Source organism: Mycobacterium sp. NGS64, from assembly GCF_059812245.1.
In genome coordinates this window covers 999,548-1,023,947 of record NZ_JCALCI010000002.1, presented here as the reverse complement: position 1 = coordinate 1,023,947, position 24,400 = coordinate 999,548, and the positions used below count along the sequence as shown (strand labels likewise).

The following is a 24,400-nucleotide window of genomic DNA, read 5'->3' as shown; positions in this document are numbered from 1 at the left end:
CTCACATCCGGAAGACGCCGAAGTTCGACGTCCCCTTGATCGGGCCATTGGCGATGGCGGACAAACACATTCCCAGCACGGTGCGGGTATCGCGGGGGTCGATCACGCCGTCGTCGTAGAGCATGCCGGAGAGCACCAATGGGAGCGACTCGGCCTCGATCTGGCCCTCGACGGCGGCCCGCATCGCGGCGTCGGCCTCCTCGTCGACCTGTTGCCCGCGGGCTTCGGCGGCCGCCCGGGCCACGATCGACAGCACGCCGGCGAGTTGTGCGCCGCCCATCACCGCGGATTTGGCGCTGGGCCAGGCGAACAGGAATCGTGGATCGTAGGCGCGCCCGCACATGCCGTAATGTCCGGCGCCATAGGACGCGCCGATGATCAGCGAGATGTGCGGCACGGTGGAGTTGGACACGGCGTTGATCATCATCGAGCCGTGCTTGATCATCCCGCCCTCTTCGTAGTCCTTGCCGACCATATAGCCGGTGGTGTTGTGCAGGAACAACAATGGCGTGTCCGAGCGGTTCGCCAGCTGGATGAACTGGGTGGCCTTCTGGGACTCCTCGCTGAACAGCACCCCGCGCGCGTTGGCCAAAATTCCGAGCGGGTAGCCGTGCAGCCGGGCCCAGCCGGTCACCAGCGACGACCCGTACATGGGCTTGAACTCGTCGAAATCCGAACCGTCAACGATGCGGGCGATCACCTCACGCGGGTCGAACGGGATGCGCAGGTCGGCGGGCACGATGCCGATCAGTTCCTCGGCGTCGAACAGCGGCTCGGTGATCGGCCCGGGCGCGGGCCCCTGTTTGACCCAGTTCAGCCGCGACACGATGCGCCGCCCGATGCGGATCGCGTCCAGCTCGTCGACGGCGAAGTAGTCCGCCAACCCCGAAGTGCGGGCATGCATTTCGGCGCCGCCGAGCGACTCGTCGTCGGACTCTTCCCCGGTGGCCATCTTGACCAGCGGGGGACCGGCGAGGAACACCTTCGAGCGTTCCCTGATCATCACCACGTGGTCGGACATGCCGGGGATGTAGGCGCCGCCCGCCGTCGAGTTGCCGAAGACCAGCGCGATGGTCGGGATGCCGGCCGCCGAGAGCCGGGTCAGGTCCCGGAACATCTGCCCGCCGGGGATGAAGATCTCCTTCTGGGTTGGCAGGTCGGCCCCGCCGGATTCCACCAGCGAAATCACCGGCAGCCGATTTTGGAAGGCGATCTGGTTGGCGCGCAGGATCTTTCGCAGTGTCCATGGGTTGCTGGTGCCGCCCTTGACGGTCGGGTCGTTGGCGACGATCAGGCATTCCACGCCCGACACCACGCCGATGCCGGTGACGGTGCTGGCGCCGATCTGAAAGGCACTGCCGTACGCGGCCAGCGGGCTGAGCTCCAGGAACGGGGAGTCCGGGTCGACGAGCAGCTCGATGCGTTCCCGTGCGGTGAGCTTGCCGCGGGCGTGGTGACGCTCGACGTACTTCGCGCCCCCGCCCGCAAGGGCCTTGGCGAGCTCGGCGTCGATCTCCTCGAGCCTTTCGGCCGCGGTCGACGCCGCGTCCGTGAAGGCCGTGGAGTGCGGGTCGAGTGTCGAATGGAGGATGGTCACGATTGGAATCCCAGTGTTTTGGCGGCCAGTGCGGTCAGGATCTCGGTGGTTCCGCCGCCGATGCCCAGGATCCGCATGTCCCGGTATTGGCGTTCGACTTCGGATTCGGCCATGTAGCCCATGCCGCCGAACAGCTGCACGGCCTGGTTGGCCACCCATTCACCGGCCTCGACGGCGGTGTTCTTGGCGAAACACACGGACGCGATCAGGTTCGTCTCGCCCGCGAGCTCGCGCTCGACCACATTGCGGGCATACACCCGCGCCACGTCGATGCGGCGGGCCATCTCGGCCAGCGTGTTCTGCACCGACTGCCGCGAGATCAGCGGCCGGCCGAACGTTTCCCGGTCGCGGCACCAGGCCACCGTGATGTCCAGGCACCGCTGCGCGCTCGAATACGCCTGCGCGGCAAGGCCGATCCGCTCGGAGACGAACGCCTGGGCGATCTGGGCGAATCCGCTGTTCGCCGCGCCGATCAGGTTGGCCGCCGGCACCCGCACGTCCGTATACGACAGCTCGGCGGTGTCGGAGGACCGCCAGCCCATCTTGTCCAGCTTGCGGGTCACCTCGAAACCGGGCGTTCCCTTCTCCACCACCAGCAGCGAAACCCCCGCAGCCCCAGGGCCTCCCGTGCGCACCGCGGTCACGACGTAGTCCGCGCGGACCCCGGAGGTGATGTAGGTCTTCGCGCCGTTGACCACGTAGTGGTCGCCGTCTAGGACCGCCGACGTCCGCAGGTGCCCGACGTCCGAACCGCCGCCGGGCTCGGTGATGGCCAGCGAACCGATCTTCTCGCCGGCCAACGTGGGCCGGACAAACTCGTCGATCAGCCGCGCGTCGCCGGAGGCGATCATGTGTGGCACCGCAATGCCGGAGGTGAACAGCGACGCGAAGACGCCGCCGGGGGCGCCGGCCTGGTGCACTTCCTCGCAGATGACCACCGCGTCGGCGCCGTCGCCGCCACCGCCGCCGACCGATTCGGGAAAGCTCGCGCCCAGCAGCCCGGCCGCCCCGGCCCGGCGGTGCAACTCGCGTGGCAGCTCGCCGGTGCGCTCCCACTCGTCCGCGTGGGGCAGAATCTCGCGTTCGGTGAAGGAGCGCACCGTCTTTCGCAGCTGTTCGCGCTCGGGCGTGGTCCAGATACTCATAGGAGGCTCTCCGGGATGTCTAGGTAGCGGCCGCGCAGCCATTCGCCCAGCCCCTTGGCCTGCGGATCGAATCGCGCGTTGTAGGCGACACCCTGGCCCAGGATGCCGTCGATGACGAAGTTCACCGCGCGCAGGTTCGGGAGCACGTGGCGGGTGACGTCGAAGTCGGCAGCCTCGGGCAGCAGCTCCTTGAGCTTCTCGACGGTCAGGGTGTTGGCCAGCCAGCGCCATTGGTCGTCGGTGCGCACCCAGACCCCGACGTTGGCCGACCCGCCCTTGTCGCCGCTGCGGGCCCCCGCGATGCGGCCGAGCGGCGCCCTGCGCACCGGGCCGGCCGGGAACGGCTCGGGCAACGGCGGGGAGTCGGCGGGCGCCAGCTCCAAAGTGTCGGTGGCGCAAGGAATGTCGACGCGGGTCCCGTCGGCGTGCACCGCGATGTGGCCGACCTCCTTGGCGTCGACGTAGCCCGGGGTGAACACGCCGTAGACCTGACCGTCCCCGGGCGGGGCCGTCACGTGGAAGCCGGGGTAACTGGCCAGGGCCAGTTCCACTGCCGCGGAGGAGAACTGGCGTCCCACGTTGGCGGGGTCGGGGTCGCGGACCACGCAGTGCAGCAGGGCGCTGGCGGCCTCCTCGGTGTCGGCGTCGGGTTGGTCGGTGCGCGCCAGCGACCACTGAAGTTCCGCCGGCTTCACCGTCAAAGCGGCCTCGAGCTGCCGGCGCATCAGGTCGGCCTTGGCCTCGATGTCCAGGCCGGTCAGCACGAACGTCATGGCGTTGCGGAACCCGCCGATGCTGTTCAGCGAGACCTTCAGCGTGGGCGGCGGCGGTTCGCCGTGCACGCCGCTGATGCGTACCCGGTCCGGGCCATCCGCGGTCAGTTCGACGGTGTCCATCCGGGCGGTGACGTCGGGGTTGGCGTAGCGAGCGCCGCTGATCTCGTAGAGCAATTGCGCGGTGACGGTGTCGACGCTGACCAGGCCGCCGGTGCCGGGATGCTTGGTGATGACCGAGGAGCCGTCGGCGTGGACCTCGGCGAGCGGGAAGCCGGCGTGGGTCAGGTCCGGGATCTCCGTGAAGAACGAGTAGTTGCCGCCGGTGGCCTGCACGCCGCATTCGATCACGTGGCCCGCGACGACGGCGCCGGCGAGCCGGTCGTAGTCGGTGGGGGCCCAGCCGAAGTGGGCCGCCGCCGCCCCGACGATCACCGAGGCGTCGGTGACCCGGCCGGTGACGACGACGTCGGCGCCGTCGTTCAGGCAGTCCACGATTCCCCACGCGCCGAGGTAGGCGTTGGCGGTCAGCGGCGTGCCCAGGCCCAGCTCCGCCGCGCGGGGCAACAGGTCGTCGCCCTCGACGTGCGCGATGCGGGCCGGGACGCCCAGGCGCTCGGCGAGCGCGCGGATCGCGTCGGCCAGCCCGGCGGGGTTGAGGCCGCCGGCGTTGGCGACGATGCGCACCCCGCGGTCGCGGGCCTCACCGAGGCAGTCCTCGAGCTGCGTCAGGAAGGTCTTGGCGTAGCCGCGCTCCGGGTGCTTCATCCGGTCGCGGCCCAGGATCAGCATGGTCAGTTCGGCCAGGTAGTCGCCGGTGAGGTAGTCGACGTCCCCGCCGGTGAGCATTTCGCGCATGGCCGAAAGCCGGTCGCCGTAGAAGCCCGAACAGTTCGCGATGCGGACAGCGCCGGTGGTGCGGGAAGCGCCAGGAGGAGAGGCCATGCGTGTCCTCCATTCGTGGGCATACCGGTGACCGCGAACCAACCAACCACTCGGTAGGTTAGCGGGTACCCGCGGTGTCGCGTCAAGGACGCCCGGTCGACGGCGGGCGCCGTTTTGGCGACCAGCAGGCCACCGACTATCCTGATAGGCAATCGTCGCACGTTCGGCCCGACGGGCCACGCCCCGCGACATGCCCCATCAAGCCCGAACGAGGAGTTAGGCCCGACCATGGCCACACCCAAGCGCAGGATGTCGCGCGCGAATACCCGAAGCCGGCGCTCGCAGTGGAAGGCCACGAAGACCGAACTCGTCGGCGTGAACGTCGCAGGCCAGAAGCACAAGGTGCCCCGCCGGCTACTCAAGGCGGCCCGGCTCGGCCTCATCGATCTCGACAAGCGCTAATCTCGGCAAATACCCGGCGCGCCTCTCAGCCCGCTCTCAGGCGCTAGGACGAAACTAGTGGCCGTGCGCATACTTGTCGTCGACGATGATCGCGCGGTGCGCGAGTCGCTGCGCAGGTCGCTTTCGTTCAATGGCTATTCGGTAGAGCTCGCCCACGACGGGGTCGAGGCCCTCGACATGATTGCCAGCGACCGGCCCGACGCCCTCGTCCTGGATGTGATGATGCCGCGTCTGGACGGCCTCGAGGTGTGCCGCCAGCTCCGCAGCACCGGAGACGACCTGCCGATCCTGGTGCTCACCGCCCGCGATTCGGTTTCCGAGCGGGTCGCGGGCCTGGACGCCGGCGCCGACGACTACCTGCCGAAGCCGTTCGCGCTGGAAGAGTTGCTGGCCCGCATGCGGGCGCTGCTACGGCGCACCAAGCCCGACGACGCCGCCGATTCGGTGGCCATGACGTTCTCCGACCTGAGCCTGGACCCGGTGACCCGCGAGGTCACCCGCGGGCAACGCTGCATCAGCCTGACCCGTACCGAGTTCGCGTTGCTGGAAATGCTGATCGCCAACCCCCGCCGGGTGCTCACCCGCAGCCGCATCCTCGAGGAGGTCTGGGGATTCGACTTTCCCACCTCCGGCAACGCGCTGGAGGTCTACGTCGGTTACCTGCGCCGCAAAACCGAAGCCGACGGTGAGCCGCGACTGATCCATACTGTCCGAGGGGTGGGATACGTCCTTCGGGAGACGCCACCGTGACGGGCCAGTCCCAACGATGATCCGGCTTCGTCGGCGCCGGCGCGCACCGCTGCGCCCCACCAGCTCGTTGTCGCTGCGGTGGCGGGTGATGCTGCTGGCGATGTCGATGGTCGCGATGGTCGTCGTGCTGATGTCGTTCGCCGTGTACGCCGTGGTCTCGGCCGCGCTCTACAACGACATCGACAACCAACTGCAGAGCCGGGCGCAGCTGCTGATCGCCAGCGGCTCGCTGGCCGCCGACCCGGGCAAGGCTATCGAGGGCACCGCGTACTCGGACGTCAACGCCATGCTGGTGAACCCGGGCCGCTCCATCTACACCGCCAACCAGCCGGGCCAAATCCTGCCCGTCGGAACCGCGGAGAAGGCCGTGATCAACGGCGAGCTATTCATGTCCCGCCGCACCGCCTCGGACCAGCGAATCCTGGCCATCCACCTGCCCAACGGCAGTTCACTGCTGATCTCCAAGAGCCTCAAGCCCACCGAGGCGGTCATGACCAAGCTGCGCTGGGTGCTGCTGATGGTCGGCGGCGTCGGCGTCGCGGTCGCGGCGGTGGCCGGCGGCATGGTCACCCGCGCGGGGCTGCGTCCGGTGGCCCGGCTGACCGAAGCCGCCGAGCGGGTGGCGCGCACCGACGACCTGCGGCCCATCCCGGTGTTCGGCAGCGACGAATTGGCAAGGCTCACAGAGGCTTTCAACTTGATGCTGCGGGCGCTGGCCGAATCGCGGGAGCGGCAGGCGCGGCTGGTCACCGACGCCGGCCACGAATTGCGCACCCCGCTGACCTCGCTGCGCACCAACGTCGAGCTGCTGATGGCCTCGATGGAACCGGGGGCGCCGCGGCTGCCCGAGCAGGAGATGGTCGACCTGCGCGCGGACGTGATCGCGCAGATCGAGGAATTGTCCACGCTGGTGGGCGATTTGGTCGACCTCACTCGCGACGACGCCAGTCAGGTGGTGCACGAGGTCGTCGACATGTCCGAGGTGATCGATCGCAGCCTGGAACGAGTCAGGCGGCGGCGCAACGACATTCGCTTTGACGTCGAGGCGATCGGCTGGCAGGTCTACGGCGACGCCGCCGGGCTCTCTCGCGCGGTGCTGAACCTGATGGACAACGCGGCCAAATGGAGCCCCTCCGGTGGGCGCGTCGGCATCAGGCTGAGGCAACTCGACCCGACGCACGCCGAGCTGGTGGTCTCCGACGAGGGCCCGGGCATCCCGGTGCACGAGCGCCGCTTGGTCTTCGAGCGCTTCTACCGGTCGACGACGGCGCGGGCGATGCCAGGCTCGGGGCTGGGGCTGGCGATCGTCAAAAAGGTGGTGCAGAGCCACGGCGGGTTGCTCCGCATCGAGGACACCGTGCCGGGAGGCCAACCCCCGGGCACATCCATCTATGTGCTGCTTCCCGGCCGCCCGGTGCCGGTTTCGGGATACCCACCGGCCGATGCCGACACTACGGTTCTTGGTGCGGAAGCGAATCTTGGTGCGGAAGCCGAGACAGAACCGGCTGTGCCGGTCGCGAGGAGGGCGGAGAACTCTCGGGATTCGGCGAACGTTATCTCAGTGGACTCTCAGTCCGCGCGGGCAAGGTAGTTCTGCGGCTAGGGTTGGAATCTAGCCACGTCGAGCCGAAGAGCCCGAACGCCGATAACGCCGAGATAGAGGAAGAGCGACGTAGCGACATGACGAATGACCCGAGGTATTCGCCACCGCCGCAGCAGCCGGGATACCGTACGGGGCCTAATCAGCCTCTGCCCCCCGCCTATGCCCAGGGGCAGCAGCCGTACAACCAGCAGTTCGACTGGCGCTATCAGCCGTCCCAACCTGCCCAGCCGTCGCAGCCGACCGCGCAGTACCGCCGGCCCTACGAGCCGTTCACCGGCACCGGGCCGGGCCGGGTTCCCGGCGGCACCGGGCCGGTTCCGCTCACCGGGGGCACCGGACCGGGCCCGATCCCCGGGGGCACCGGGGCGGGGTCCATTCCGCCGGGCACCGGTACCGGGCCGATACACATGCTGCCGCCGATGCCCCCCGGCCCCGCGCCGGTTCCCCAGAAGCGTTCCCGCGCAGGGCTATTGACCGCGGGCGCGCTGGCGATCGCGGTGGTGTCGGCCGGTATCGGGGGTGCCGCGGCCACGGCCGTCGAGCTGAGCACGCACTCCGGGGGCAATAACGGAGGCAGGATATTCGCGGGGGCTCCCAGTGTCCCGGCCGCGAACATGCCGCCGGGGTCCGTCGAACAGGTCGCCGCCAAGGTGGTGCCCAGCGTCGTGATGTTGGAGACCGACATGGGTCGCCAGTCCGAGGAGGGCTCCGGCGTCGTGCTGTCGGCCGACGGGCTGATCCTGACCAACAACCACGTGGTCGCGGCCGCGGTCAAGCCGGGCGGTCCGGGTGGACCGCCGGGTGCGCCGCCGGGCGCTCCGCCACCGAAGACGACCGTGACCTTCTCCGACGGCCGCACCGCGCCGTTCTCGGTGGTCGGTGCCGACCCCACCAGCGACATCGCCGTGATTCGGGTCCAGGGCGTCTCGAACCTCACGCCGATCACGATGGGTTCCTCGTCGGACCTGCGGGTGGGCCAGCCGGTGGTGGCGATCGGGTCACCGCTGGGGCTGTCGGGCACCGTGACCACGGGGATCATCAGCGCGATGAACCGGCCGGTGTCCACGACGGGCGAGTCGGGCAACCAGAACACCGTGCTGGACGCGATTCAGACCGACGCCGCGATCAACCCGGGTAACTCCGGGGGCGCGCTGGTCAACATGCAGGGTCAGTTGGTCGGTGTCAACTCGGCGATCGCCACCCTGGGCGCCGATTCGCCGGACTCCCAGAGTGGGTCGATCGGCCTCGGCTTCGCAATCCCGGTCGACCAGGCCAAGCGCATCGCCGACGAGTTGATCGCGACCGGCAAGGCGACGCACGCGTCGCTGGGTGTGCAAGTGACCAGCGACAAGGGCACCCCGGGGGCCAAGGTCGTCGACGTCATCGCGAACGGCGCGGCCGCGACGGCCGGAGTGCCCAAGGGCGTGGTCGTCACCAAGGTCGACGACCGCCCGATCAACAGCGCCGACGCGTTGGTCGCCGCCGTGCGCTCAAAAGCGCCGGGCGACAAGGTATCGCTGACGTTTCAGGATCCCGGCGGCGGCAGTCGCACCGTGCAGGTCACCCTCGGCAAGGCGGATCAGTAATGAGAGTCGATGAGCCCTCGGCGGCCGGCCTGTCGGAGCTCGGATATACCGTTGCACCCATGGAAGCGGGTGCGGAGTTGGTGGTGGGCCGGGCGCTGGTCGTGGTCGTCGACGATCGCACCGCCCACGGGGACGAGGAGGACCACAGCGGGCCGCTCGTCACCGAGCTGCTGACCGAGGCGGGGTTCGTCGTCGACGGCGTCGTGGCGGTCGCGGCCGACGAGGTCGAGATCCGCAACGCGCTGAACACCGCGGTGATCGGCGGCGTGGACCTGGTGGTCTCCGTCGGCGGGACGGGCGTCACCCCGCGGGATGTCACGCCCGAGGCCACCCGCGAGATCCTCGACCGGGAAATCCTGGGCATCGCCGAGGCCATCCGCGCCTCCGGGCTGTCCGCGGGCATCACCGACGCCGGGTTGTCCCGGGGTCTGGCCGGAGTGTCGGGGAGCACACTTGTGGTCAACCTCGCGGGTTCCCGCTACGCGGTGCGTGACGGGATGGCGACGCTGAATCCGCTCGCCGCCCAGATCATCGGCCAGCTGTCGAGCCTCGAGATCTAGGGTCGGGTCAGCGCGATTCGGCCTCCGCGCGCGGGCCGTATTCGGGCGGCGGTGTCGTGGCCGCTGAGCCCCCGTGCCGACCGGACGACGATTCTCCATTGGTCTGCGCCAGCAGGTCGCGGATCTCGGTGAGCAGGAGGACCTGCGCGTCGTCCGCCTGCTCGACCTCGCCGCGCTTGAGCAGCGTGTTGTAGGGCAGCACGACGAAGAAGTACACGACGGCCGCGATCAGTACGAAGTTGATCGCGGCGGACAGCAGGATGTTCAGGTCGATGGTCTGGCCGCCGCCGATGCCGATCTTGAGGGCGCCGACGTTGGACTGCTGATTGACTCCGACCCGATTGATCAGCGGGGTGATGATGCTTTCGGTGAACTTGGTGACCAATCCAGTGAAGGCAGTACCGATGACGACCGCGACGGCCAGGTCGACGATATTGCCCCGCGAGAGAAACTCCTTGAACCCCTTGAGCATGAGGACGCCCTTTCTGGTCGGGACCGAGTTGGCTATCGGTCACGTGCCCAACAGCGGCCAGATACTCAATGCAGGGTGAGCGTCACCGTCTGCCCCAGCGTCGAGCCTGCCACCGTGTTCGCCACGCGGGCCGGCAGCGCAACCAACATTACGCGGTCGGAGTCGGCGGCCTGGGCCTTCTGCTTGGCCGACACGAGGACGACAACGGCGTCGGTGGCCACCACCCTGGTGGCCGGCGGACCGGCCGCGGGCGGGTCGGTGGCCGGGGCGGCCAACACGTCCACGACGTCGCCGACCCGAACCAGGTCGAGCAGGGCGCCGTCGGCCAGGTGCAGCGGCACGATGCGGGCGCCGGGCCCGGCCGTGACCTCGGCCAACCGGCTGCCGAGCAGCCGGACATCGGTGAGCACCTCACCGCGCCGGGTGGGGCTGGCCAGCGTCGAACCGACGACCGCGGCGAGGTCCGCCTTCGATCCGTCGGGAACCGTTGTGGCCGAGCGCTTTTCGAGCAGGACGTCATCGGTGGTCAATGCGGCGCCCGGAGCCAGGTCGCGCGCCGCCACCACCACCTCGGCGTCATCGCCGCCGGAATTGGACCGCAGCGTCGCGACGCCGGCCAGCACGACGAGCCCGCCGGCGGCCACCCGCCGGGCGAGCAAGGTGCGCGTCCAGTCGGGGCGTAACGACGCCGAGAGGCGCCTGAAAACGTTGGGGTTCAGCGAGGATTCGCCCACGCCGCAACGGTAGGCGTGGCCGAGCGCCGACAGTTCCGGTCGGTGGTGGCGCTGTGGATAACCGGTTAGCTCGAGGCGCCCGCGGTGGCCGGGGCGGCGCTGCTGGACGACTTGTCGCTCGACGTGCTCTTGTCGGACCCGTTCTTCTCGCTCGAGCCCGAACTCGACGCCGCCTCGCCGGAACCGTTGGACGAGCTCGTCGACTTCTTGCGGTCCTCGCGGCTGTCGGTGCGGTAAAACCCGCTGCCCTTGAACACCACGCCGACGGAGTTGAACAACTTGCGCAGCCGGCCCTGGCACTTCTCGCACGTGGTCAGCGCGTCGTCGGTGAAGGCCTGCACGACGTCGAAGCGGTTGTCGCACTCGGTGCACGCGTAGCTGTATGTCGGCACGAAAACCTCCGGATGATTACGGGCTTGAATTAGCACTCTACCGTGTCAAGTGCTAGAACCGCCACGTGATCGCGATCATTCCCGCTCGGGAAGCCCGATCAGGCCCCGCTCCGGTGTCAGCGCGTGGGTCATCGGCACGTCGTGCGGTTCGGCGGGCAGCTCGTCGACGAATTCGGCGTCGCGCACCACCGCGATCAGCCGCGCCTGCGGGTTTCGCAGCCCCAGCGAGCGGTCGTAAAAGCCGCGGCCCCGGCCCAATCGCACGCCGCGACGGTCGACCGCCAGCGCCGGCACGATCACCAGCGCGGCCTCGGCCAGGGCGGGCGCGGGGAGCAGCGGCTCGGGCGGCTCCAGCAGCCCCCACGGCCCGGGGACCAGCGCACCCGGCCGGTATTCACCCCACCGCAGCGGCAACGGTGCCTTGCCGGAGCCGGTGCGCGCGACCGGCAACAGCACCCGCGCCGACCGGCGCAGCAACGCCTCGAGCAGCTCGGTCGACCCCGGCTCGGTGCCCACCGGCACGTACGCGCAGACCGTGGTCCCGCCCTCGACCACCGGCTCCAGGTGATCGCGCAGCGCGCGCGCCTCGGCGGCGCGAACGTCGTCGGCAACGCAACGCCGGGCCGCCAGCAGGCGTTCGCGCAACGCGGCCTTGGTTGCGGTTGGCATGCCCTCAACCATGACAGGCCGGGGTTTCGCGCCGCCAGATCACGGTGGCGTGCCTCATGGGGGTTATGGTTTGAACAATGTCACGCCCGGATGTTCCGATCCCCTTCACGGCGATCGTCCCTGCGGCCGGCCTGGGTACGCGATTTTTGCCTGCGACGAAGACGGTGCCCAAGGAGCTGCTGCCCGTCGTCGACACGCCCGGCATCGAGCTGGTCGCCGAGGAGGCGGCCGCGGCCGGGGCGGAACGGCTGGTGATCATCACCTCCGAGGGCAAGGACGGCGTCGTCGCGCACTTCGTCGAGGACCTGGTGCTGGAGGGGACCCTCGAGGCGCGCGGCAAGAAGGCCATGCTCGACAAGGTGCGCCGGGCGCCGCAGCTGATCAAGGTGGAGTCCGTGGTGCAGGCCGAGCCGCTCGGGCTGGGCCACGCCATCAGCTGCGTGGAGCCCAGGCTGGCGGCGGACGAGGACGCCGTCATGGTGCTGCTGCCCGACGACCTGGTGCTGCCGACCGGCGTCCTGGAGACGATGGCGAAGGTGCGCGCCGACCACGGCGGCACGGTGCTGTGCGCGATCGAGGTGACACCGGAAGAGATCAGCTCCTACGGCGTTTTCGACGTCGAACCCGTTGCGGGCGGCGACAATCCGGACGTGCTGCGGGTCAAGGGCATGGTCGAAAAGCCCAAGGCTTCCGACGCGCCGTCGATGTACGCGGCGGCGGGCCGGTACGTGCTCGACCGCGCCGTCTTCGACGCGCTGCACCGCATCGACCGCGGCGCGGGAAACGAAGTACAGCTCACCGACGCGATCGCGCTGCTGATCAAGGAGGGCCACCCGGTGCATGTCGTCGTGCATCGCGGATCCCGACACGACTTGGGAAATCCCGGCGGCTACCTGAAGGCTGCGGTTGACTTTGCATTGGATCGTGACGACTATGGCCCGGATTTGCGGCGATGGTTGGTGGCGCGGTTAGGCCTGACCGAGCAGTAGCCGGGCGCCATCAAGGTCGCCGCCCGCCAAGGTCAGAGAGGCGCGCTCGTGCGTTCTGTTGAGGAGCAGCAGGCCCGGATAACGGCCGCCGCGGTGGCCCCGCGGCCGATACGGGTCGCCATTGCCGAGGCCCAGGGTTTGATGTGCGCCGAGGAAGTGGTGACCGAGCGGCCCATGCCCGGGTTCGATCAGGCCGCCATCGACGGCTACGCGGTGCGCAGCGTCGACGTGCTGGGGGTCGGTGAGGTGGGCGCCGAAAGCCTCGGCGGGCCCTCGGACGACGAGGACCTGCGCGACGGGCTGGTGTTGCCGGTGATGGGGACGATCGAGGCCGGCTCGCGCACGCCCAGCAGGTTGCAGCCGCGGCAGGCGGTCCGGGTGCAGACCGGGGCCCCGCTGCCCACCCTGGCCGACGCCGTCCTGCCGGTGCGATGGACCGACGGCGGGATGTCGCGGGTGCGGATCCTGCGTGGGGCCCCGTCGGGCGCCTACGTGCGCCGCGCCGGCGACGACGTCCAGCCCGGCGACGTCGCCGTGCGCTCCGGCACCATCGTCGGCGCCGCGCAGGTCGGTCTGCTGGCGGCGGTGGGACGGGAACGGGTGCTCGTGCATCCGCGTCCGCGCCTGTCGGTCATCGCGGTGGGTGGCGAGCTGGTCGACATCTCGCGCACCCCGGGCAACGGGCAGGTCTACGACGTCAACTCCTATGCGCTGGCGGCGGCGGGCCGCGACGCCGGCGCCGAGGTGAACCGCGTCGGCATCGTCAGCAACGACCCGAAAGAGCTGCGCGAGGTCGTCGAAGGCCAGCTCAACCGCTCCGAGGTCGTGGTGATCGCCGGCGCGGTCGGGGGCGCGGCCAACGAGTCGGTGCGGTCGGTGCTGTCCGAGCTCGGCGAGATGGAAGTGGTCCGGGTGGCCATGCACCCGGGCTCCGTGCAGGGTTTCGGGCAGCTGGGCCGCGAGGGTGTTCCGACATTCCTGCTGCCGGCCAACCCCGTCAGCGCGCTGGTGGTCTTCGAAGTGATGGTCCGGCCGCTGATCCGGCTGTCGCTGGGCAAGCGCCAGCCGATGCGCCGCATCGTGCAGGCCCGTGCGCTCTCGCCGATCACGTCGGTCGCCGGGCGCAAGGGGTACCTTCGCGGGCAGTTGATGCGGGACCAGGACAGCGGTGAGTATTTGGTACAGGCACTGGGCGGGGCACCGGGGTCGTCGTCGCACCTGTTGGCCACCCTTGCCGAGGCGAACTGTTTGGTCGTGGTTCCCAGCGGCGCCGAGCAGATCCGCACCGGCGAGATCGTCGACGTCGCGTTCCTGGCCCAGCGCGGCTAGGCGAAGCTACTGCACATGCTCGTGAACCTGTTGCGCGCGAATCCCCGTCATCCGGGTTGGCCCTCGGATGTGGGTCCGCTGCGGGTGCCGGGCGGTGTCGTCCGGTTGCGGGCGGTGCGCATGCGCGACGGCGCGCAGTGGAGCCGGATCCGGTTGGCCGACCGCGCGCATCTGGAGCCGTGGGAGCCCAGCACGGATGGCGACTGGACGATCCGGCACACGGTCGCGGCGTGGCCGGCGTTGTGTTCCGGGCTGCGCGCGGAGGCCCGCAAGGGCCGCATGCTGCCCTACGTGATCGAGCTCGACGGGCGTTTCTGCGGCCAGCTGACCATCGGCAACGTGACCCATGGGGCGTTGCGGTCGGCCTGGATCGGCTACTGGGTGCCCAGGTCGGCCACCGGCGGCGGGGTGGCGACGGCGGCGTTGGCGCTGGGTCTGGATCACTGCTTCGGCCCGGTCATGCTGCACCGCGTCGAGGCGACCGTGCGTCCGGAGAACGCCGCGAGCCGGGCCGTGCTGGCAAAGGTCGGGTTCCGCGAGGAGGGGCTGCTGCGCCGCTACCTCGAGGTGGACCGGGCCTGGCGCGACCACCTGCTGATGGCCATCACGGTCGAAGAGGTGCAGGGTTCGGTCGCGGCGACCCTGGTCCGCTCCGGTCACGCGAGTTGGGCGTGAACTGTGACTATCGCGACACGAGTGACATGTGGTGCTTGTGAGAGGCAAATTACAGGTGTGTAATTGTGCTGGTCACCTCGGCCCAGCCGCATCGGCCACAGACGAGCCTCGCGGGGGTCGGGTCCAGTAAGGAGCAAGTCATCATGCCAAGCATCCCGCAGTCGCTGTTGTGGATCTCGCTCGTGGTGCTCTGGCTGTTCGTCCTTGTTCCGATGCTGATCAGCAAACGCGACGCCGTGCGTCGCACCAGCGACGTCGCGCTGGCCACCCGGGTGCTCAACGGCGCCGGCTCCCGGCTGGTCCGGCGCAGCGGGCCCGCCGCGGGTCATCGCAGCGACCCCGACTGGAAGCCGGAGGAGGACGCCGTCGACGACGAGCTCGCCGAGCCCGAGCACGACGAAGACGACGCCGAAACCGAGGAGGTGGCACGTCCCGTCGTCGTGCGGGCCGCGGCCACCGAAGCGGCCGAGCCCGACTACCTGGACGTCGACGTCATCGAGGATTCCGGGGCGCTGCCGGCGGGGGCCGCGGCGGACGAGGCCGCCGGGGACGTCGAGGATGCCGACGCCGACGAGACCGAGCCCGTCGCCGAGCACTCCGAGACCGACGAGGACCTGGACGACCGGTACGAATACGTCGAGGACTCTTCGGGTTTGGAGCCCGAGGCGGATCGCGAGGAGGACGAGGATCCGCGGGCGTACGTCGCAGCGGGCGCCTCGCGGCGGCGCCGGTTCGACCCCAAAGCCGCAGCAGCGGTCAGCGCACGCAAGTACGCCTTTCGCAAGCGGGTGCTGATGGTGATGGCCCTCGTGCTGACCGGCTCGGCCACGGCCGCGTTCGAGGTGACGCCGACGGCCTGGTGGGTGTGCGGAAGCGCGACCGCGGTGACCCTGCTGTACCTCGCCTACCTGCGTCGGCAGACCCGGATCGAGGAGCGGGTGCGTCGCCGCCGGATGCAGCGGATGGCGCGGGCACGGCTTGGCGTGGAGAACACCTACGACCGCGAATACGACGTGGTGCCCTCGCGGCTGCGGCGGCCCGGCGCGGTGGTGCTCGAGATCGACGACGAGGACCCGATCTTCGAGCACTTGGATTACGCGATGCCGATGCGGACCTTCGGGTGGCCCAGGGACCTGCCGCGCGCGGTCGGCGAGTAGCGCCGGCAGTTCGGCGGTTCGCCGCGCGGCTGGTAGCCTGCTAGCGGTCAGGGGCTATGGCGCAGTTGGTAGCGCGACTCGTTCGCATCGAGTAGGTCAGGGGTTCGAATCCCCTTAGCTCCACCAGGTTTGACCACCGGTTTTGTCATTCAATGGGCGTCACCCGGCGGGTCCGGTCCGCAGCGGGTGCGCAGGGAGGGTTGAAGAGGATGGCTGTTGATCCGGAAAGAATCCGCGAATGGCGCGAAACTGCCCAAAAGTATGCCGACATGACTGTCGCCCTCGCCCAGGCGTTACCCGAGGAACCGACTGAACGCGACTACTCGAGGGTCGCGATGCTCGCGTCGATATCTTCGATGTATTACGCCACGGCGTTAGATGCCGATCACTTCGTTGATTCGCCGACTGACGGTGGAGCAAAAGCTTAGCTCCACCGCATTTGGGCAGCGCAGCGCGATTTCGTGCCGCGCTACACAGCCCTAATTTCCGCTGCGGGCACGCTTTGGCGGGCTGTCCGACTGGAGACGCGGTAGTAGCGTTGTCACCAGCTCGGAAAGGGGGATCGCGATGGATATCGACGCAGATTCCCCGTGCTCGAGACGGGCAGTGCGGTGCAGCTGCGCTACATAAGCGTGCCGGCCCTGATCGCCGAGGCCGGGGGAGATCCGTGGTTGATCAATCAGAGCCTCCAGGTCGGTCGCCCGGCGCAGATCTCCGAGTTGGCTGAGGCGTTTCATGCAGCGGGTCGGTGCACCGCCGAGTCCGACGCTTCGTTCCAGGAAGCGCGCCGCCGCTTCGACGCGGCCTGGAACCACCAGAACGGCGACCACCCGATCAACGACTCCGCCGAGGTGCAGCGGGTGACCACGGCGCTGGGCGCGCAGTCGTTGCAGCTGCCCAAGATCGGCGCCGACTTGGAAAACATCGCGGCCGCGTTGGCCGAGGCGCAGCGAACCGGCGCGGCGCTGATCTCGACGCTGGAGGGGCAGCTGCAGCAGCTCGACAACGAGATCGGCCAGGCGGTGGAGGCGGAGAAAGGCATCCACCTCACCGCGGGTGAGAGAAAGCTCCTGGAGCTGCACATCGCCGACCTTGAAAACGAAGCCATCGCCGACACCAAATCCGCTCTGGCACAGATCGATTCGGTACGCGACGGCTATTCGAACTACCTGCATGCGGCGACGGGAACCCTGCGGGCCGACGGCTACGAGCCCGACGTTCTCCAGGCGGTGGACGCCAAACCCGAGATTCCGCCGCCGGGAACGAGTCCGGAGGACGTGAACAGGTGGTGGACATCGTTGACGCCGGGGGAGCGCCAGCAGCTCATCGCCGAGCACCCGGACCAGGTCGGCAACCTCAACGGTGTCCCGGTGCTCGCGCGCAGCGACGCCAACATCGCGGTGATGACGGCCGATCTCAACCGAATTCGCGACATCGCCGGCCGCTACGGCGTCTCCCCGGACGACGTGCTGCGCGATCCGGCGAAGTACGGCCTGTCGGCCGCCGACGTCACCCGCTACCAGAACGCCGATCAGACCCAGCAGGGGCTCGATCGCGACGCCGACCACGGCCACAACCCGGTGTTCCTATTCGCCTACGACCCAATGGCTTTCGGCGGCAAGGGGCGGGCGGCGATCGCGATCGGCAACCCCGACCTGGCGAAGAACACCGCGGTGATCGTCCCGGGCACCAGCAGCAGCGTGAAGGGCGGCTGGCTGCACGACGGCCACAACGATGCGCTCAACCTGTACGGCCAGGCCAACGCCGCCGACCCGAGAAACCCCACGGCCGTGATCGCGTGGATGGGCTACGACGCCCCCAACGACTTCAAGGACGTCCAGCGGATTTCGACCCCGGCGCTGGCCCGGACCGGCGGTCAGGCCCTCGCGCAAGACGTCAACGGTTTGTGGGCCACGCACCTCGGCGCCGGCCAGCACGTCACCGTGCTGGGCCACTCGTACGGCTCGACCACGGTGGCCGACGCGTTCGTGTCGGGCCACATGCACGCCAGCGACGCGGTGCTCATCGGTTGCCCGGGCACCGACCTCGCGCCCAACGCCGCGAGCTTCCATCTCGACGGCGGGCACGTGTACGTGGGCGACGCGTCGACGGATCCGGTCGGCATGCTCGGAGAGCTAAATGGCTTGAGCCACTACGTGAACCGGGACAACATCGGCGGACAGGTGCTCGGCTTGACCCCCGGCCTGGGCGCCGACCCCGCGGCCGACGGATTCGGATCGGTGCGCTTCCGGGCCGAGGTGCCCGGCTCCGATGGCGTTAACCCGCACGACCATTCGTACTACTACCACCCCGGAAGCGAGGCGCTACACAGCATGGCCGACATCACCTCGGGCCACGGTGACGCGCTGGAATCCGACGGCCTGACGGCCCAACACCGTTACCAGCCGGGCAAGGTCACCATCCCGGGCCTGGGTCCGGTCGGACCGGGCATAGGCGGGCTCGTCATCGACCCGGAGTGGGACCGCGCGCCGGGATCTGTTACCGATGATCATGTCTTCGATGACCAACACCATCACTGAGCGGCAACGCATTTGGCCCCGGCAAGCACGGCTTGCCGCGTTAGTCGTCGTCGTCATGTTGCTAGGAGGGTGTTCACTGGTGTTTCCGAAACCGCATTCCTCGGGCTCTTCCAACCCCTTTGACGATTCCGCCCACCCGCTAACGGACGATCAGACCAAGGCCCAGGTGATCGAGCCGGCCAAGGAGATCGTCGCCGCCGCGGACCTGCAGGGCGTCGACGGCGGGTTCTCGTTCGCCTCCTGCAATGACCAAGGCGATCCGCCCTACCAGGGCAGGGTGACGATCGGGTTCCTGTTGCAGGGCGACCCCGATGCCTACTTCCAGCACATCCGCGCCGCGATGGTCGCGCACGGCTGGAGCGAGGGCGCTCCGCCGGGACAGCACTACCACGGCACCACCCTGAACAAGAACGGTGTGACCGCAAACATGAGCTTGTTGCCCTCGGACCACAGCCGCGGGCAAATCATCCTCTACGGCGAGTGCCGGGACACCACCGACCACCACCACGACCCGGGCGCCGGACTCGATATCACGAGCCAGTTGACCGCCCGCTGAACTCAGCCCCCGGGTTATCGGGCTAGCTGGACTTCTTGCCGCCCTTGCGCCCTGCGGCCTTCTTCTGGGACTGGTTACCACCGCTGCCGCTACCGCTGCTGCGGCTGCTTTGGCTGCTGCCTGAACTCTTGCCGCCCCTGCTGGACGCGCCGGGCGAATTCGATATCGCCGCCGCCCTGGACTTGCTCATTCCCTTCTTGCGCAGACCCTCGTACTGCTTGTCGTTCTTGACGCTCGACCCATGATCTTTCGCCACTTTGGTCTCCTTTGCACCGTGCAGCACGAATACCCACTTTTTCGACCCCGGATCCGTGCGGGGGCTGCGATCAGCCACCGCGTTGCCGACGCGCGATTTGGGTACTGATCCAGGTGTCGACCCAGCAACGAGCGAGAGGACCCGATGGCGCCCCGCGATCCCGATGCGACCGAAGCGCTGCTGAAAGAACTTCTGTGGACCTACGGCCCGTGCGGCCAGGAGGACGAGGTCCGAGCCGTCTGTGCCCGCGAGCTGGAACCCGTCGTCGACGACATGTGGACCGACGACGCCGGCAACCTGGTCGGCTACATCGCCGCGGGAGGCCCCCCCGACGACGCCGCCCACCGGTCGGCCGCAATCGCCGGCCCCAGCACCGCGACGCGCGTCATGGCGCACATGGACGAACTGTCCATGCTGGTCAAGCGGATCGAGCCGGACGGCTCGCTGCACGTGACGCAACTGGGCACCATGTATCCCGGGAACTTCGGACTCGGCCCGGTCGCCGTCCTCGGCGAGCACGAGACGCTCACCGCGGTGCTGACGCTCGGCTCCGAGCACACCACCAAGGAGAGCCCGCGGATCTGGCAGACCAAACCCGATGCGGGTGATCAGGCGCTGGACTGGGAGCACGTCTACGTCTTCACCGGCCGCACCGAAAAGGAGCTTGCCGCCGCGGGCGTGCGGCCCGGGACGCGGGTGTGCGTTGAGCGGAGCAAGCGGACGCTCGTCGAGATCGCGGACTACGTCGGCTGCTACTTTCTCGACGACCGCGCCGCGGTGACCGCCCTGCTGCGCGCGGCGCAATTGCTGCGCGAGCGCGGGCAACGGCCCGCCGACGACGTCTACCTGGTGTTCACGACCAACGAGGAGATCGGCGGGGTGGGCGGCTCCTACGCAAGCGCCTCACTGCCGGGCACGCTCACCCTCGCCCTCGAGGTCGGACCCACCGAGCGGGAGTACGGCACCACCGTCGCCGGCGGTCCGATCATCGGCTACAGCGATGCCCTCTGCGTCTACGACAAGGACGTCGCCGACCGGCTGATGGCCATCGCCTCCGACCGGGGGCTGGAGCCGCAGGCCGCGGTGCTGGGCGCGTTCGAGTCCGACGCCTCCCATGCCAAGGCCAACGGGGTGTCGCCGCGGGCGGCCCTGCTGTGCCTGCCGACGCTGAGCACGCACGGCTACGAGGTCACGTCTCGGGGCGCCATCGACGCCATGGCCGACATCGTCGCCGACTTCGTGCTGCAGCCTGACGGCCACGCCTGACCTCCTGGGCCCTGCCCGAAAGTCAGAGACCAAAAGTTGAGTAAATCTTTTGCGATGTAATCCAATGGTATGTAAACTCGCCAATCAAGTGCATCGCCGGTATACGCCGACGGCCCGCACCAGGGGGTGACGCGCAGCACTTCATTTACAGATTGGCGGCCCGAAGATGACCAGCGTTTCATCATTAGACTCAGTCCAGACTTCCCTCTCTCGACGTCCTCGCTCTCGCCCGAAATCGAGCCCCTCGGCCCCGACGGTCAGCCTGGTCATTCCGGTGCGGAATGAGGCGCGCAACATCGGCTGGGTGCTCGAGCAGCTCGCTGATGAGGCGACCGAGATCATCATCGTCGACGGCGATTCGACCGACGTCACGCTCATCACCGCGCGCCGATCCCGGCCCGACATCCGGGTCGTGCCGCAGCAGGGTCCGGGCAAAGGCAGCGCCTTGCGCACGGGGTTCCTGGCCGCCACCGGTGACATCATCGTGATGATGGACGCGGACGGCAGCATGTCGCCCAGCGAGATCCCGCACTACGTTCATTTCATTGCGAACGGCTACGACTTCGTCAAGGGGTCGCGGTTCATCAGCGGCGGATCGTCGTTGGACATCACGTGGTTCCGCCGGTTCGGCAATTGGTTCTTGCTCTCGGTGTTCAACTCGCTGTACCACGGCAACTTGACCGACCTTTGCTATGGGTTCGTTGCTTTCGACCGTCGCTATCTGGATCACCTCCACCTCTCGGCGACCGGCTTCGAAATCGAGGCCGAGATGACGGTGCGAGCCATGCAGGCGGGGTTGCGAATTGCGGAGGTTCCCAGCGTGGAACTGCCCCGTCGCAGCGGAGCATCGAACCTGCATGCCATCCGCGATGGCATCCGCGTCTTGCGGACCGTGCTGCGCCACCACCGCTCGGGTGTTTCTGGGCACCTGTACCAGGCGGCACGACAGGCTGCAGGGCGACCGGCTGTCGGTATGTCAGCCGAAGTGACGGCGTGACTGGCAATGCCCGCCCGCCCGACCGGCTGATTGACGTCAACGACCTGCCGATCGGTTTCATTGACGTCGCACTGAGCATGCCGCCGGCCGAGCTGGTCGGGGAAACGGTTGTGGTCCTGCTGCGTCCCGAGAAGGGACCCCCGACGGCGGTATTGAAGGTGGCGCGTGGCCAGCTCAGAGCCGCGAAATTGCGCATGCAGCGGCGCGTGCTCGCCGAACTCGCTGTCCACCATGGACTTAACGACGAATGGCGCAAACTGCTACCGCGGATCCTGGCATTCGACGAGCGCGCAAATGCGGCCGTGTCCGTCGAGTCCTATCGCCGTGGCACAGACCTGGCCGAGGTTCTGGCGCGCCGCCCGAACCGTGTCGAGGAGCTGACCGCGGCGGCCCTGAAAGCCATCGCGCCCCTGCACCGCGGAACCGCGACGCCCGCCGTCGTCGACAACTTCTGCTTATTGCGGCGATGGGTCGTCGAACCCCTCGCGACCCTGACGGACGCGTGCCGGCGGCTGGATCCCCGTCGGGTTCCCGACATGAACCGGCTTGGCACCGTGCTGCGGCAAGCCCTTGTCGGCTGGCGCATGCCGGTGAGTTGGACCCACGGCGACTACACGCCCGCCAACGTTCGGGTCGCCGGCATTCGCGGCCCGGTTACCGGCATCGTGGATTGGGGCGGGGCGCGGCCGGGCCAGCCTGCCTTCGTCGACGAGTACCTGATGATCCTGACGGCGAGCTCTCTGGTGGAGCGAACCGATCTGGGCACGGTCGTCGCTGACCGGCTGAGAGCGGGCGGCCTCTCAGTTCGAGAGCGTTCCGCGCTGCGTGCCGCGCACAACGAAGCGGAAGCGGACATCGAGCGCATCGACGAGCGCATTGCCATCGTGCTGACCTGGCTGCGCCATGCTGCTGGCTCGTGGCGCAAGCGTGAAACTCCGCCAGACCACCACACCTGGTGGGCCACCGACGTGGCTCCGGTGCTCGACGCCGTCACCGCGTGGCTCGAATTCGATGTTCCGGACGTGGGTTACCGCGCGAGCGTTGTACCGATGACAAAGCCAACGCACGTCGGGGACGCCCCGCAGGCCCGGAGGAACCGGATCGATGGCTGATCATGCAAAACGGAGAACGAGCGCCTAGAGATCGTGCACCCGCTCGCCGGGGCACCCCGATCATGTTCGACGCTCGGTGTTCAGCTGCCGCTCGGGAGGTCGTGGAGGATGAGCCGAGCGTCGCCGGCCGGCTTGTCTGGCTCGGCGCCCGGCTTACCATCCGGCCGGCTCTGACCGTTGGAAGCCACCTGGCGGCCGCGCCGTGGCCGTGGGGTCTCGTCGATTTCGCCGCCCGGGCCGTGGCACCCGTGCCGGGCAGCGTTCGCCAGACGATTCGGTTGCCGCATTGCACCGCGCGATTGGTCCGCGCTGCCGGCGTGCTGCCTGCCGACGGCAGCCGGCGCGTCGTGTTGTACATGCACGGCGGTGGCTTCTTGACCTGCGGCGCCAACACGCATGACCGGCTCGTCACCGCATTGTCGAAGTACGCCGACGCCCCGGTCCTGGTGATGAACTACCGGATGATGCCCAAGCACTCGATCGGTGAGGCGTTCGATGATTGCGATGACGGGTACCGGTGGCTGCGCACGCGAGGTTACGGGCCCGACCAGATCGTCTTGGCCGGCGACTCCGTTGGCGGCTACCTGTCACTGGCGCTGGCCGAACGGCTGCATGCCGTGGGCGAGGACGTCGCGGCCATCGTCTGCATGTCGCCTTTGCTGCGGATCGCGACGCGTGATGGACCGGTGCACCCCAACGTCAGTCGCGATGCGATGTTCTCCGCCAAAGCGTTTGATGCATTCCGCTACCTGATCGCCAAAGCGGATCAGCGTCGCGTCAGGGACGGGCGCTCCGAGGAGATCTTCGAGCCGCTCGACCACATCGAGGCCGGTCTGCCCCGAACGTTGATTCACGTATCCGGTTGCGAGGTCCTGCTCGACGACGCTCGCGTGGCCGCGCAGCGGCTCGCCGAGGCCGGAGTGCCGGTGAAGCTGCGGGTGTGGCCCGGCCAAATGCATGTCTTCCAGATCGCAGCGCCGATGGTCCCGGAGGCCGATCGTTCATTGCGCCAGATTGGGAACTACATCCGCGAGGCGACCGACACCCGGCGCCCAGAGAGGCCGCGGTCGACAGTGGTGGTCTAGTCGCCGGCGTGCGCCGCGGCGGTCACGGGGACCTCAAATGAGAGCGGTTCCGCGCAAACCTTTCTCACCGCGAGTGCGTGGCGTCGCTCCATGAACTTCTTGAAGTAGTCGATTCGATCGGGATTGGTGAAGCTGGGCAGTGCCAGTATCCACGCCTTCTTGAAGTTATCGAGGTAGTCCTCGGGTTGGTCCGGATTGCTAATTCGGCGGACACCCACCCACAGTGCAATCAACATTTTGGCGATGTCGGCGGGATCCTGCTGGTGGCTGACGTCACCCTCCCTGGCAGCTTTCTCGATGAGGGTGATGACGAAGTCTTTCCTCGATTTCCACAGCGCGCGGGGCTCTGGCGTGGTGTTTTCCAGCGCGTCGAGCAGCCGCATGCCGGCTCGGGAAAGGTCGTACTGGGTGTCCTGAACGGCACGGAGGAAAACGAATTCGATGAGGGTCTCCAGGCCCGACATGTTGCGGTCAAGCAACTCGGCGACGGCCGAACGGGTCAGCTGGGTGAGTTCGTCGATGATCGTCAGCGCCAGGGCCTGCTTCGAGGAGAAGTGAAAATACATCGCCCCCTTGGTCAGCTCGGCCTCCGCGAGGATGTCATCGAGGCTGACGAGGTTGTACGGAAGCTGGGCGAACTGGCGTGCGGCGGCGGCGATGAGGCGATCGCGGGTGTTGTCGGGTCGCCGTTCGCTGTCCTCAGTCATCGCCCCGCCTGTTCTCTTTGCGCCCGCCGCGCAGCGGGGGCACCTTACTCAGCCCGAGAAAATAACACCGCCGCGTCGATGCCTTCGATGATAGGCCCCGCCG

General features: G+C 68.5%; 25 protein-coding genes and 1 tRNA gene. 17 read left to right on the top strand and 9 right to left on the bottom strand.

The window, feature by feature from the left end; all coding sequences use genetic code 11:
• Window position 1: 1 nt before the first annotated feature.
• From AC5Y4S_RS13120 to AC5Y4S_RS13110, 3 genes are read right to left on the bottom strand one after another with little or no spacing between them, the layout of a single operon-like run.
• Window positions 2–1,591 carry an acyl-CoA carboxylase subunit beta gene (locus AC5Y4S_RS13120; protein WP_500033316.1) on the bottom strand — a complete coding sequence of 530 codons (1,590 nt, stop codon included), beginning with the start codon at window positions 1,589–1,591 and terminating at the stop codon, window positions 2–4.
• A 2-nt stretch (window positions 1,592–1,593) separates the two neighbouring features.
• Window positions 1,594–2,742 (bottom strand): acyl-CoA dehydrogenase family protein, encoded by a 1,149-nt coding sequence (locus tag AC5Y4S_RS13115; RefSeq protein ID WP_500033157.1) that lies wholly within the window; start codon window positions 2,740–2,742, stop codon window positions 1,594–1,596.
• Complete coding sequence (locus AC5Y4S_RS13110; protein ID WP_500033156.1) at window positions 2,739–4,460, bottom strand: acyclic terpene utilization AtuA family protein; 1,722 nt, start codon at window positions 4,458–4,460, stop codon at window positions 2,739–2,741. Before AC5Y4S_RS13110 ends, AC5Y4S_RS13115 begins: the two co-directional genes overlap by 4 nt.
• Before the next feature lie 228 nt (window positions 4,461–4,688).
• On the opposite strand from AC5Y4S_RS13110, the gene rpmF reads away from it, so the two are divergent.
• The 5 genes from rpmF to AC5Y4S_RS13085 all read left to right on the top strand — a co-directional run bounded on the left by rpmF (window position 4,689) and on the right by AC5Y4S_RS13085 (window position 9,361).
• A complete protein-coding gene (gene rpmF / locus AC5Y4S_RS13105) occupies window positions 4,689–4,862 on the top strand; it encodes a 50S ribosomal protein L32 (RefSeq protein ID WP_066942127.1) in 174 nt (57 codons plus the stop codon).
• A gap of 63 nt (window positions 4,863–4,925) precedes the next feature.
• A complete protein-coding gene (mprA, locus tag AC5Y4S_RS13100; protein ID WP_500033155.1) occupies window positions 4,926–5,612 on the top strand; it encodes a two-component system response regulator MprA in 687 nt (228 codons plus the stop codon).
• 16 nt (window positions 5,613–5,628) lie between these two features.
• Window positions 5,629–7,203 carry a HAMP domain-containing sensor histidine kinase gene (locus tag AC5Y4S_RS13095; protein ID WP_500033154.1) on the top strand — a complete coding sequence of 525 codons (1,575 nt, stop codon included), beginning with the start codon at window positions 5,629–5,631 and terminating at the stop codon, window positions 7,201–7,203.
• Between the two features lie 89 nt (window positions 7,204–7,292).
• Window positions 7,293–8,801 (top strand): S1C family serine protease, encoded by a 1,509-nt coding sequence (locus tag AC5Y4S_RS13090; protein WP_500033153.1) that lies wholly within the window; start codon window positions 7,293–7,295, stop codon window positions 8,799–8,801.
• Complete coding sequence (locus tag AC5Y4S_RS13085; protein WP_068104220.1) at window positions 8,801–9,361, top strand: MogA/MoaB family molybdenum cofactor biosynthesis protein; 561 nt, start codon at window positions 8,801–8,803, stop codon at window positions 9,359–9,361. The genes AC5Y4S_RS13090 and AC5Y4S_RS13085 overlap by 1 nt, the downstream gene beginning before the upstream one ends.
• Before the next feature lie 7 nt (window positions 9,362–9,368).
• Here the strand turns inward: AC5Y4S_RS13085 and mscL are convergent, their stop codons facing one another.
• The 4 genes from mscL to AC5Y4S_RS13065 all read right to left on the bottom strand — a co-directional run bounded on the left by mscL (window position 9,369) and on the right by AC5Y4S_RS13065 (window position 11,628).
• Window positions 9,369–9,833 (bottom strand): large-conductance mechanosensitive channel protein MscL, encoded by a 465-nt coding sequence (mscL, locus tag AC5Y4S_RS13080; RefSeq protein ID WP_500033152.1) that lies wholly within the window; start codon window positions 9,831–9,833, stop codon window positions 9,369–9,371.
• A gap of 65 nt (window positions 9,834–9,898) precedes the next feature.
• Window positions 9,899–10,567 carry an SAF domain-containing protein gene (locus AC5Y4S_RS13075; RefSeq protein ID WP_500033151.1) on the bottom strand — a complete coding sequence of 223 codons (669 nt, stop codon included), beginning with the start codon at window positions 10,565–10,567 and terminating at the stop codon, window positions 9,899–9,901.
• A 65-nt stretch (window positions 10,568–10,632) separates the two neighbouring features.
• Window positions 10,633–10,959 (bottom strand): FmdB family zinc ribbon protein, encoded by a 327-nt coding sequence (locus AC5Y4S_RS13070; protein ID WP_500033150.1) that lies wholly within the window; start codon window positions 10,957–10,959, stop codon window positions 10,633–10,635.
• Between the two features lie 75 nt (window positions 10,960–11,034).
• On the bottom strand, window positions 11,035–11,628 hold the full coding sequence (locus AC5Y4S_RS13065) for a 5-formyltetrahydrofolate cyclo-ligase (protein WP_500033149.1): 594 nt from the start codon (window positions 11,626–11,628) through the stop codon (window positions 11,035–11,037).
• Between the two features lie 77 nt (window positions 11,629–11,705).
• Between AC5Y4S_RS13065 and AC5Y4S_RS13060 the strand changes: the two genes are divergently transcribed.
• The 8 genes from AC5Y4S_RS13060 (at window position 11,706) to AC5Y4S_RS13025 (ending at window position 18,874) form a co-directional block, all read left to right on the top strand.
• Window positions 11,706–12,617 carry a UTP--glucose-1-phosphate uridylyltransferase gene (locus tag AC5Y4S_RS13060; RefSeq protein ID WP_085185743.1) on the top strand — a complete coding sequence of 304 codons (912 nt, stop codon included), beginning with the start codon at window positions 11,706–11,708 and terminating at the stop codon, window positions 12,615–12,617.
• 48 nt (window positions 12,618–12,665) lie between these two features.
• Window positions 12,666–13,946 (top strand): molybdotransferase-like divisome protein Glp, encoded by a 1,281-nt coding sequence (glp, locus tag AC5Y4S_RS13055; protein ID WP_500033148.1) that lies wholly within the window; start codon window positions 12,666–12,668, stop codon window positions 13,944–13,946.
• A gap of 21 nt (window positions 13,947–13,967) precedes the next feature.
• Entirely contained in the window at window positions 13,968–14,621 is a 654-nt protein-coding gene (locus AC5Y4S_RS13050) for a GNAT family N-acetyltransferase (protein ID WP_068137800.1), read from the top strand.
• A gap of 143 nt (window positions 14,622–14,764) precedes the next feature.
• Window positions 14,765–15,778 carry a divisome protein SepX/GlpR gene (sepX, locus tag AC5Y4S_RS13045; RefSeq protein WP_500033147.1) on the top strand — a complete coding sequence of 338 codons (1,014 nt, stop codon included), beginning with the start codon at window positions 14,765–14,767 and terminating at the stop codon, window positions 15,776–15,778.
• A gap of 50 nt (window positions 15,779–15,828) precedes the next feature.
• A tRNA-Ala gene (locus AC5Y4S_RS13040) sits at window positions 15,829–15,904 on the top strand.
• A gap of 83 nt (window positions 15,905–15,987) precedes the next feature.
• On the top strand, window positions 15,988–16,206 hold the full coding sequence (locus AC5Y4S_RS13035) for a hypothetical protein (protein WP_500033146.1): 219 nt from the start codon (window positions 15,988–15,990) through the stop codon (window positions 16,204–16,206).
• A gap of 183 nt (window positions 16,207–16,389) precedes the next feature.
• A complete protein-coding gene (locus tag AC5Y4S_RS13030) occupies window positions 16,390–18,318 on the top strand; it encodes a putative alpha/beta hydrolase (RefSeq protein ID WP_500033315.1) in 1,929 nt (642 codons plus the stop codon).
• Window positions 18,299–18,874, top strand: a complete 576-nt coding sequence (locus AC5Y4S_RS13025) for a lipoprotein LppJ family protein (protein ID WP_500033145.1) — start codon at window positions 18,299–18,301, stop codon at window positions 18,872–18,874. The genes AC5Y4S_RS13030 and AC5Y4S_RS13025 overlap by 20 nt, the downstream gene beginning before the upstream one ends.
• 22 nt (window positions 18,875–18,896) lie before the next feature.
• Here the strand turns inward: AC5Y4S_RS13025 and AC5Y4S_RS13020 are convergent, their stop codons facing one another.
• A complete protein-coding gene (locus AC5Y4S_RS13020) occupies window positions 18,897–19,130 on the bottom strand; it encodes a DUF7218 family protein (protein ID WP_085185828.1) in 234 nt (77 codons plus the stop codon).
• Window positions 19,131–19,274: 144 nt separating this feature from the next.
• Here AC5Y4S_RS13020 and AC5Y4S_RS13015 point away from each other — a divergent pair, with 144 nt between their 5' ends.
• The 4 genes from AC5Y4S_RS13015 (at window position 19,275) to AC5Y4S_RS13000 (ending at window position 23,590) form a co-directional block, all read left to right on the top strand.
• Window positions 19,275–20,396, top strand: coding sequence for a M42 family metallopeptidase (locus AC5Y4S_RS13015; RefSeq protein ID WP_500033144.1), 1,122 nt, complete (start codon window positions 19,275–19,277; stop codon window positions 20,394–20,396).
• Window positions 20,397–20,562: 166 nt separating this feature from the next.
• Complete coding sequence (locus AC5Y4S_RS13010; RefSeq protein WP_081665500.1) at window positions 20,563–21,393, top strand: glycosyltransferase family 2 protein; 831 nt, start codon at window positions 20,563–20,565, stop codon at window positions 21,391–21,393.
• Entirely contained in the window at window positions 21,390–22,505 is a 1,116-nt protein-coding gene (locus tag AC5Y4S_RS13005; protein ID WP_500033143.1) for an aminoglycoside phosphotransferase family protein, read from the top strand. Before AC5Y4S_RS13010 ends, AC5Y4S_RS13005 begins: the two co-directional genes overlap by 4 nt.
• Window positions 22,506–22,507: 2 nt before the next feature.
• Window positions 22,508–23,590, top strand: a complete 1,083-nt coding sequence (locus AC5Y4S_RS13000) for an alpha/beta hydrolase (protein WP_500033142.1) — start codon at window positions 22,508–22,510, stop codon at window positions 23,588–23,590.
• Here AC5Y4S_RS13000 and AC5Y4S_RS12995 read toward each other — a convergent pair.
• Window positions 23,587–24,297, bottom strand: a complete 711-nt coding sequence (locus AC5Y4S_RS12995) for a TetR family transcriptional regulator (protein ID WP_500033141.1) — start codon at window positions 24,295–24,297, stop codon at window positions 23,587–23,589. The two genes, AC5Y4S_RS13000 and AC5Y4S_RS12995, sit on opposite strands and share 4 nt — an antisense overlap.
• Between the last annotated feature and the right edge of the window lie 103 nt (window positions 24,298–24,400).

Bases quoted from the DNA above. Each gene is read 5' to 3' on its own strand.
- AC5Y4S_RS13115 (WP_500033157.1), bottom strand. From the start codon at position 2,742: ATGAGTATCTGGACCACGCCCGAGCGCGAACAGCTGCGAAAGACGGTG.
- AC5Y4S_RS13090 (WP_500033153.1), top strand. From the start codon at position 7,293: ATGACGAATGACCCGAGGTATTCGCCACCGCCGCAGCAGCCGGGATAC.
- sepX (WP_500033147.1), top strand. From the start codon at position 14,765: ATGCCAAGCATCCCGCAGTCGCTGTTGTGGATCTCGCTCGTGGTGCTC.
- AC5Y4S_RS13110 (WP_500033156.1), bottom strand. From the start codon at position 4,460: ATGGCCTCTCCTCCTGGCGCTTCCCGCACCACCGGCGCTGTCCGCATC.
- AC5Y4S_RS13000 (WP_500033142.1), top strand. From the start codon at position 22,508: ATGCAAAACGGAGAACGAGCGCCTAGAGATCGTGCACCCGCTCGCCGG.
- AC5Y4S_RS12995 (WP_500033141.1), bottom strand. From the start codon at position 24,297: ATGACTGAGGACAGCGAACGGCGACCCGACAACACCCGCGATCGCCTC.
- AC5Y4S_RS13035 (WP_500033146.1), top strand. From the start codon at position 15,988: ATGGCTGTTGATCCGGAAAGAATCCGCGAATGGCGCGAAACTGCCCAA.
- AC5Y4S_RS13095 (WP_500033154.1), top strand. From the start codon at position 5,629: ATGATCCGGCTTCGTCGGCGCCGGCGCGCACCGCTGCGCCCCACCAGC.
- AC5Y4S_RS13025 (WP_500033145.1), top strand. From the start codon at position 18,299: ATGACCAACACCATCACTGAGCGGCAACGCATTTGGCCCCGGCAAGCA.
- rpmF (WP_066942127.1), top strand. From the start codon at position 4,689: ATGGCCACACCCAAGCGCAGGATGTCGCGCGCGAATACCCGAAGCCGG.
- AC5Y4S_RS13085 (WP_068104220.1), top strand. From the start codon at position 8,801: ATGAGAGTCGATGAGCCCTCGGCGGCCGGCCTGTCGGAGCTCGGATAT.
- AC5Y4S_RS13015 (WP_500033144.1), top strand. From the start codon at position 19,275: ATGGCGCCCCGCGATCCCGATGCGACCGAAGCGCTGCTGAAAGAACTT.
- AC5Y4S_RS13065 (WP_500033149.1), bottom strand. From the start codon at position 11,628: ATGCCAACCGCAACCAAGGCCGCGTTGCGCGAACGCCTGCTGGCGGCC.
- mscL (WP_500033152.1), bottom strand. From the start codon at position 9,833: ATGCTCAAGGGGTTCAAGGAGTTTCTCTCGCGGGGCAATATCGTCGAC.
- AC5Y4S_RS13060 (WP_085185743.1), top strand. From the start codon at position 11,706: ATGTCACGCCCGGATGTTCCGATCCCCTTCACGGCGATCGTCCCTGCG.
- AC5Y4S_RS13010 (WP_081665500.1), top strand. From the start codon at position 20,563: ATGACCAGCGTTTCATCATTAGACTCAGTCCAGACTTCCCTCTCTCGA.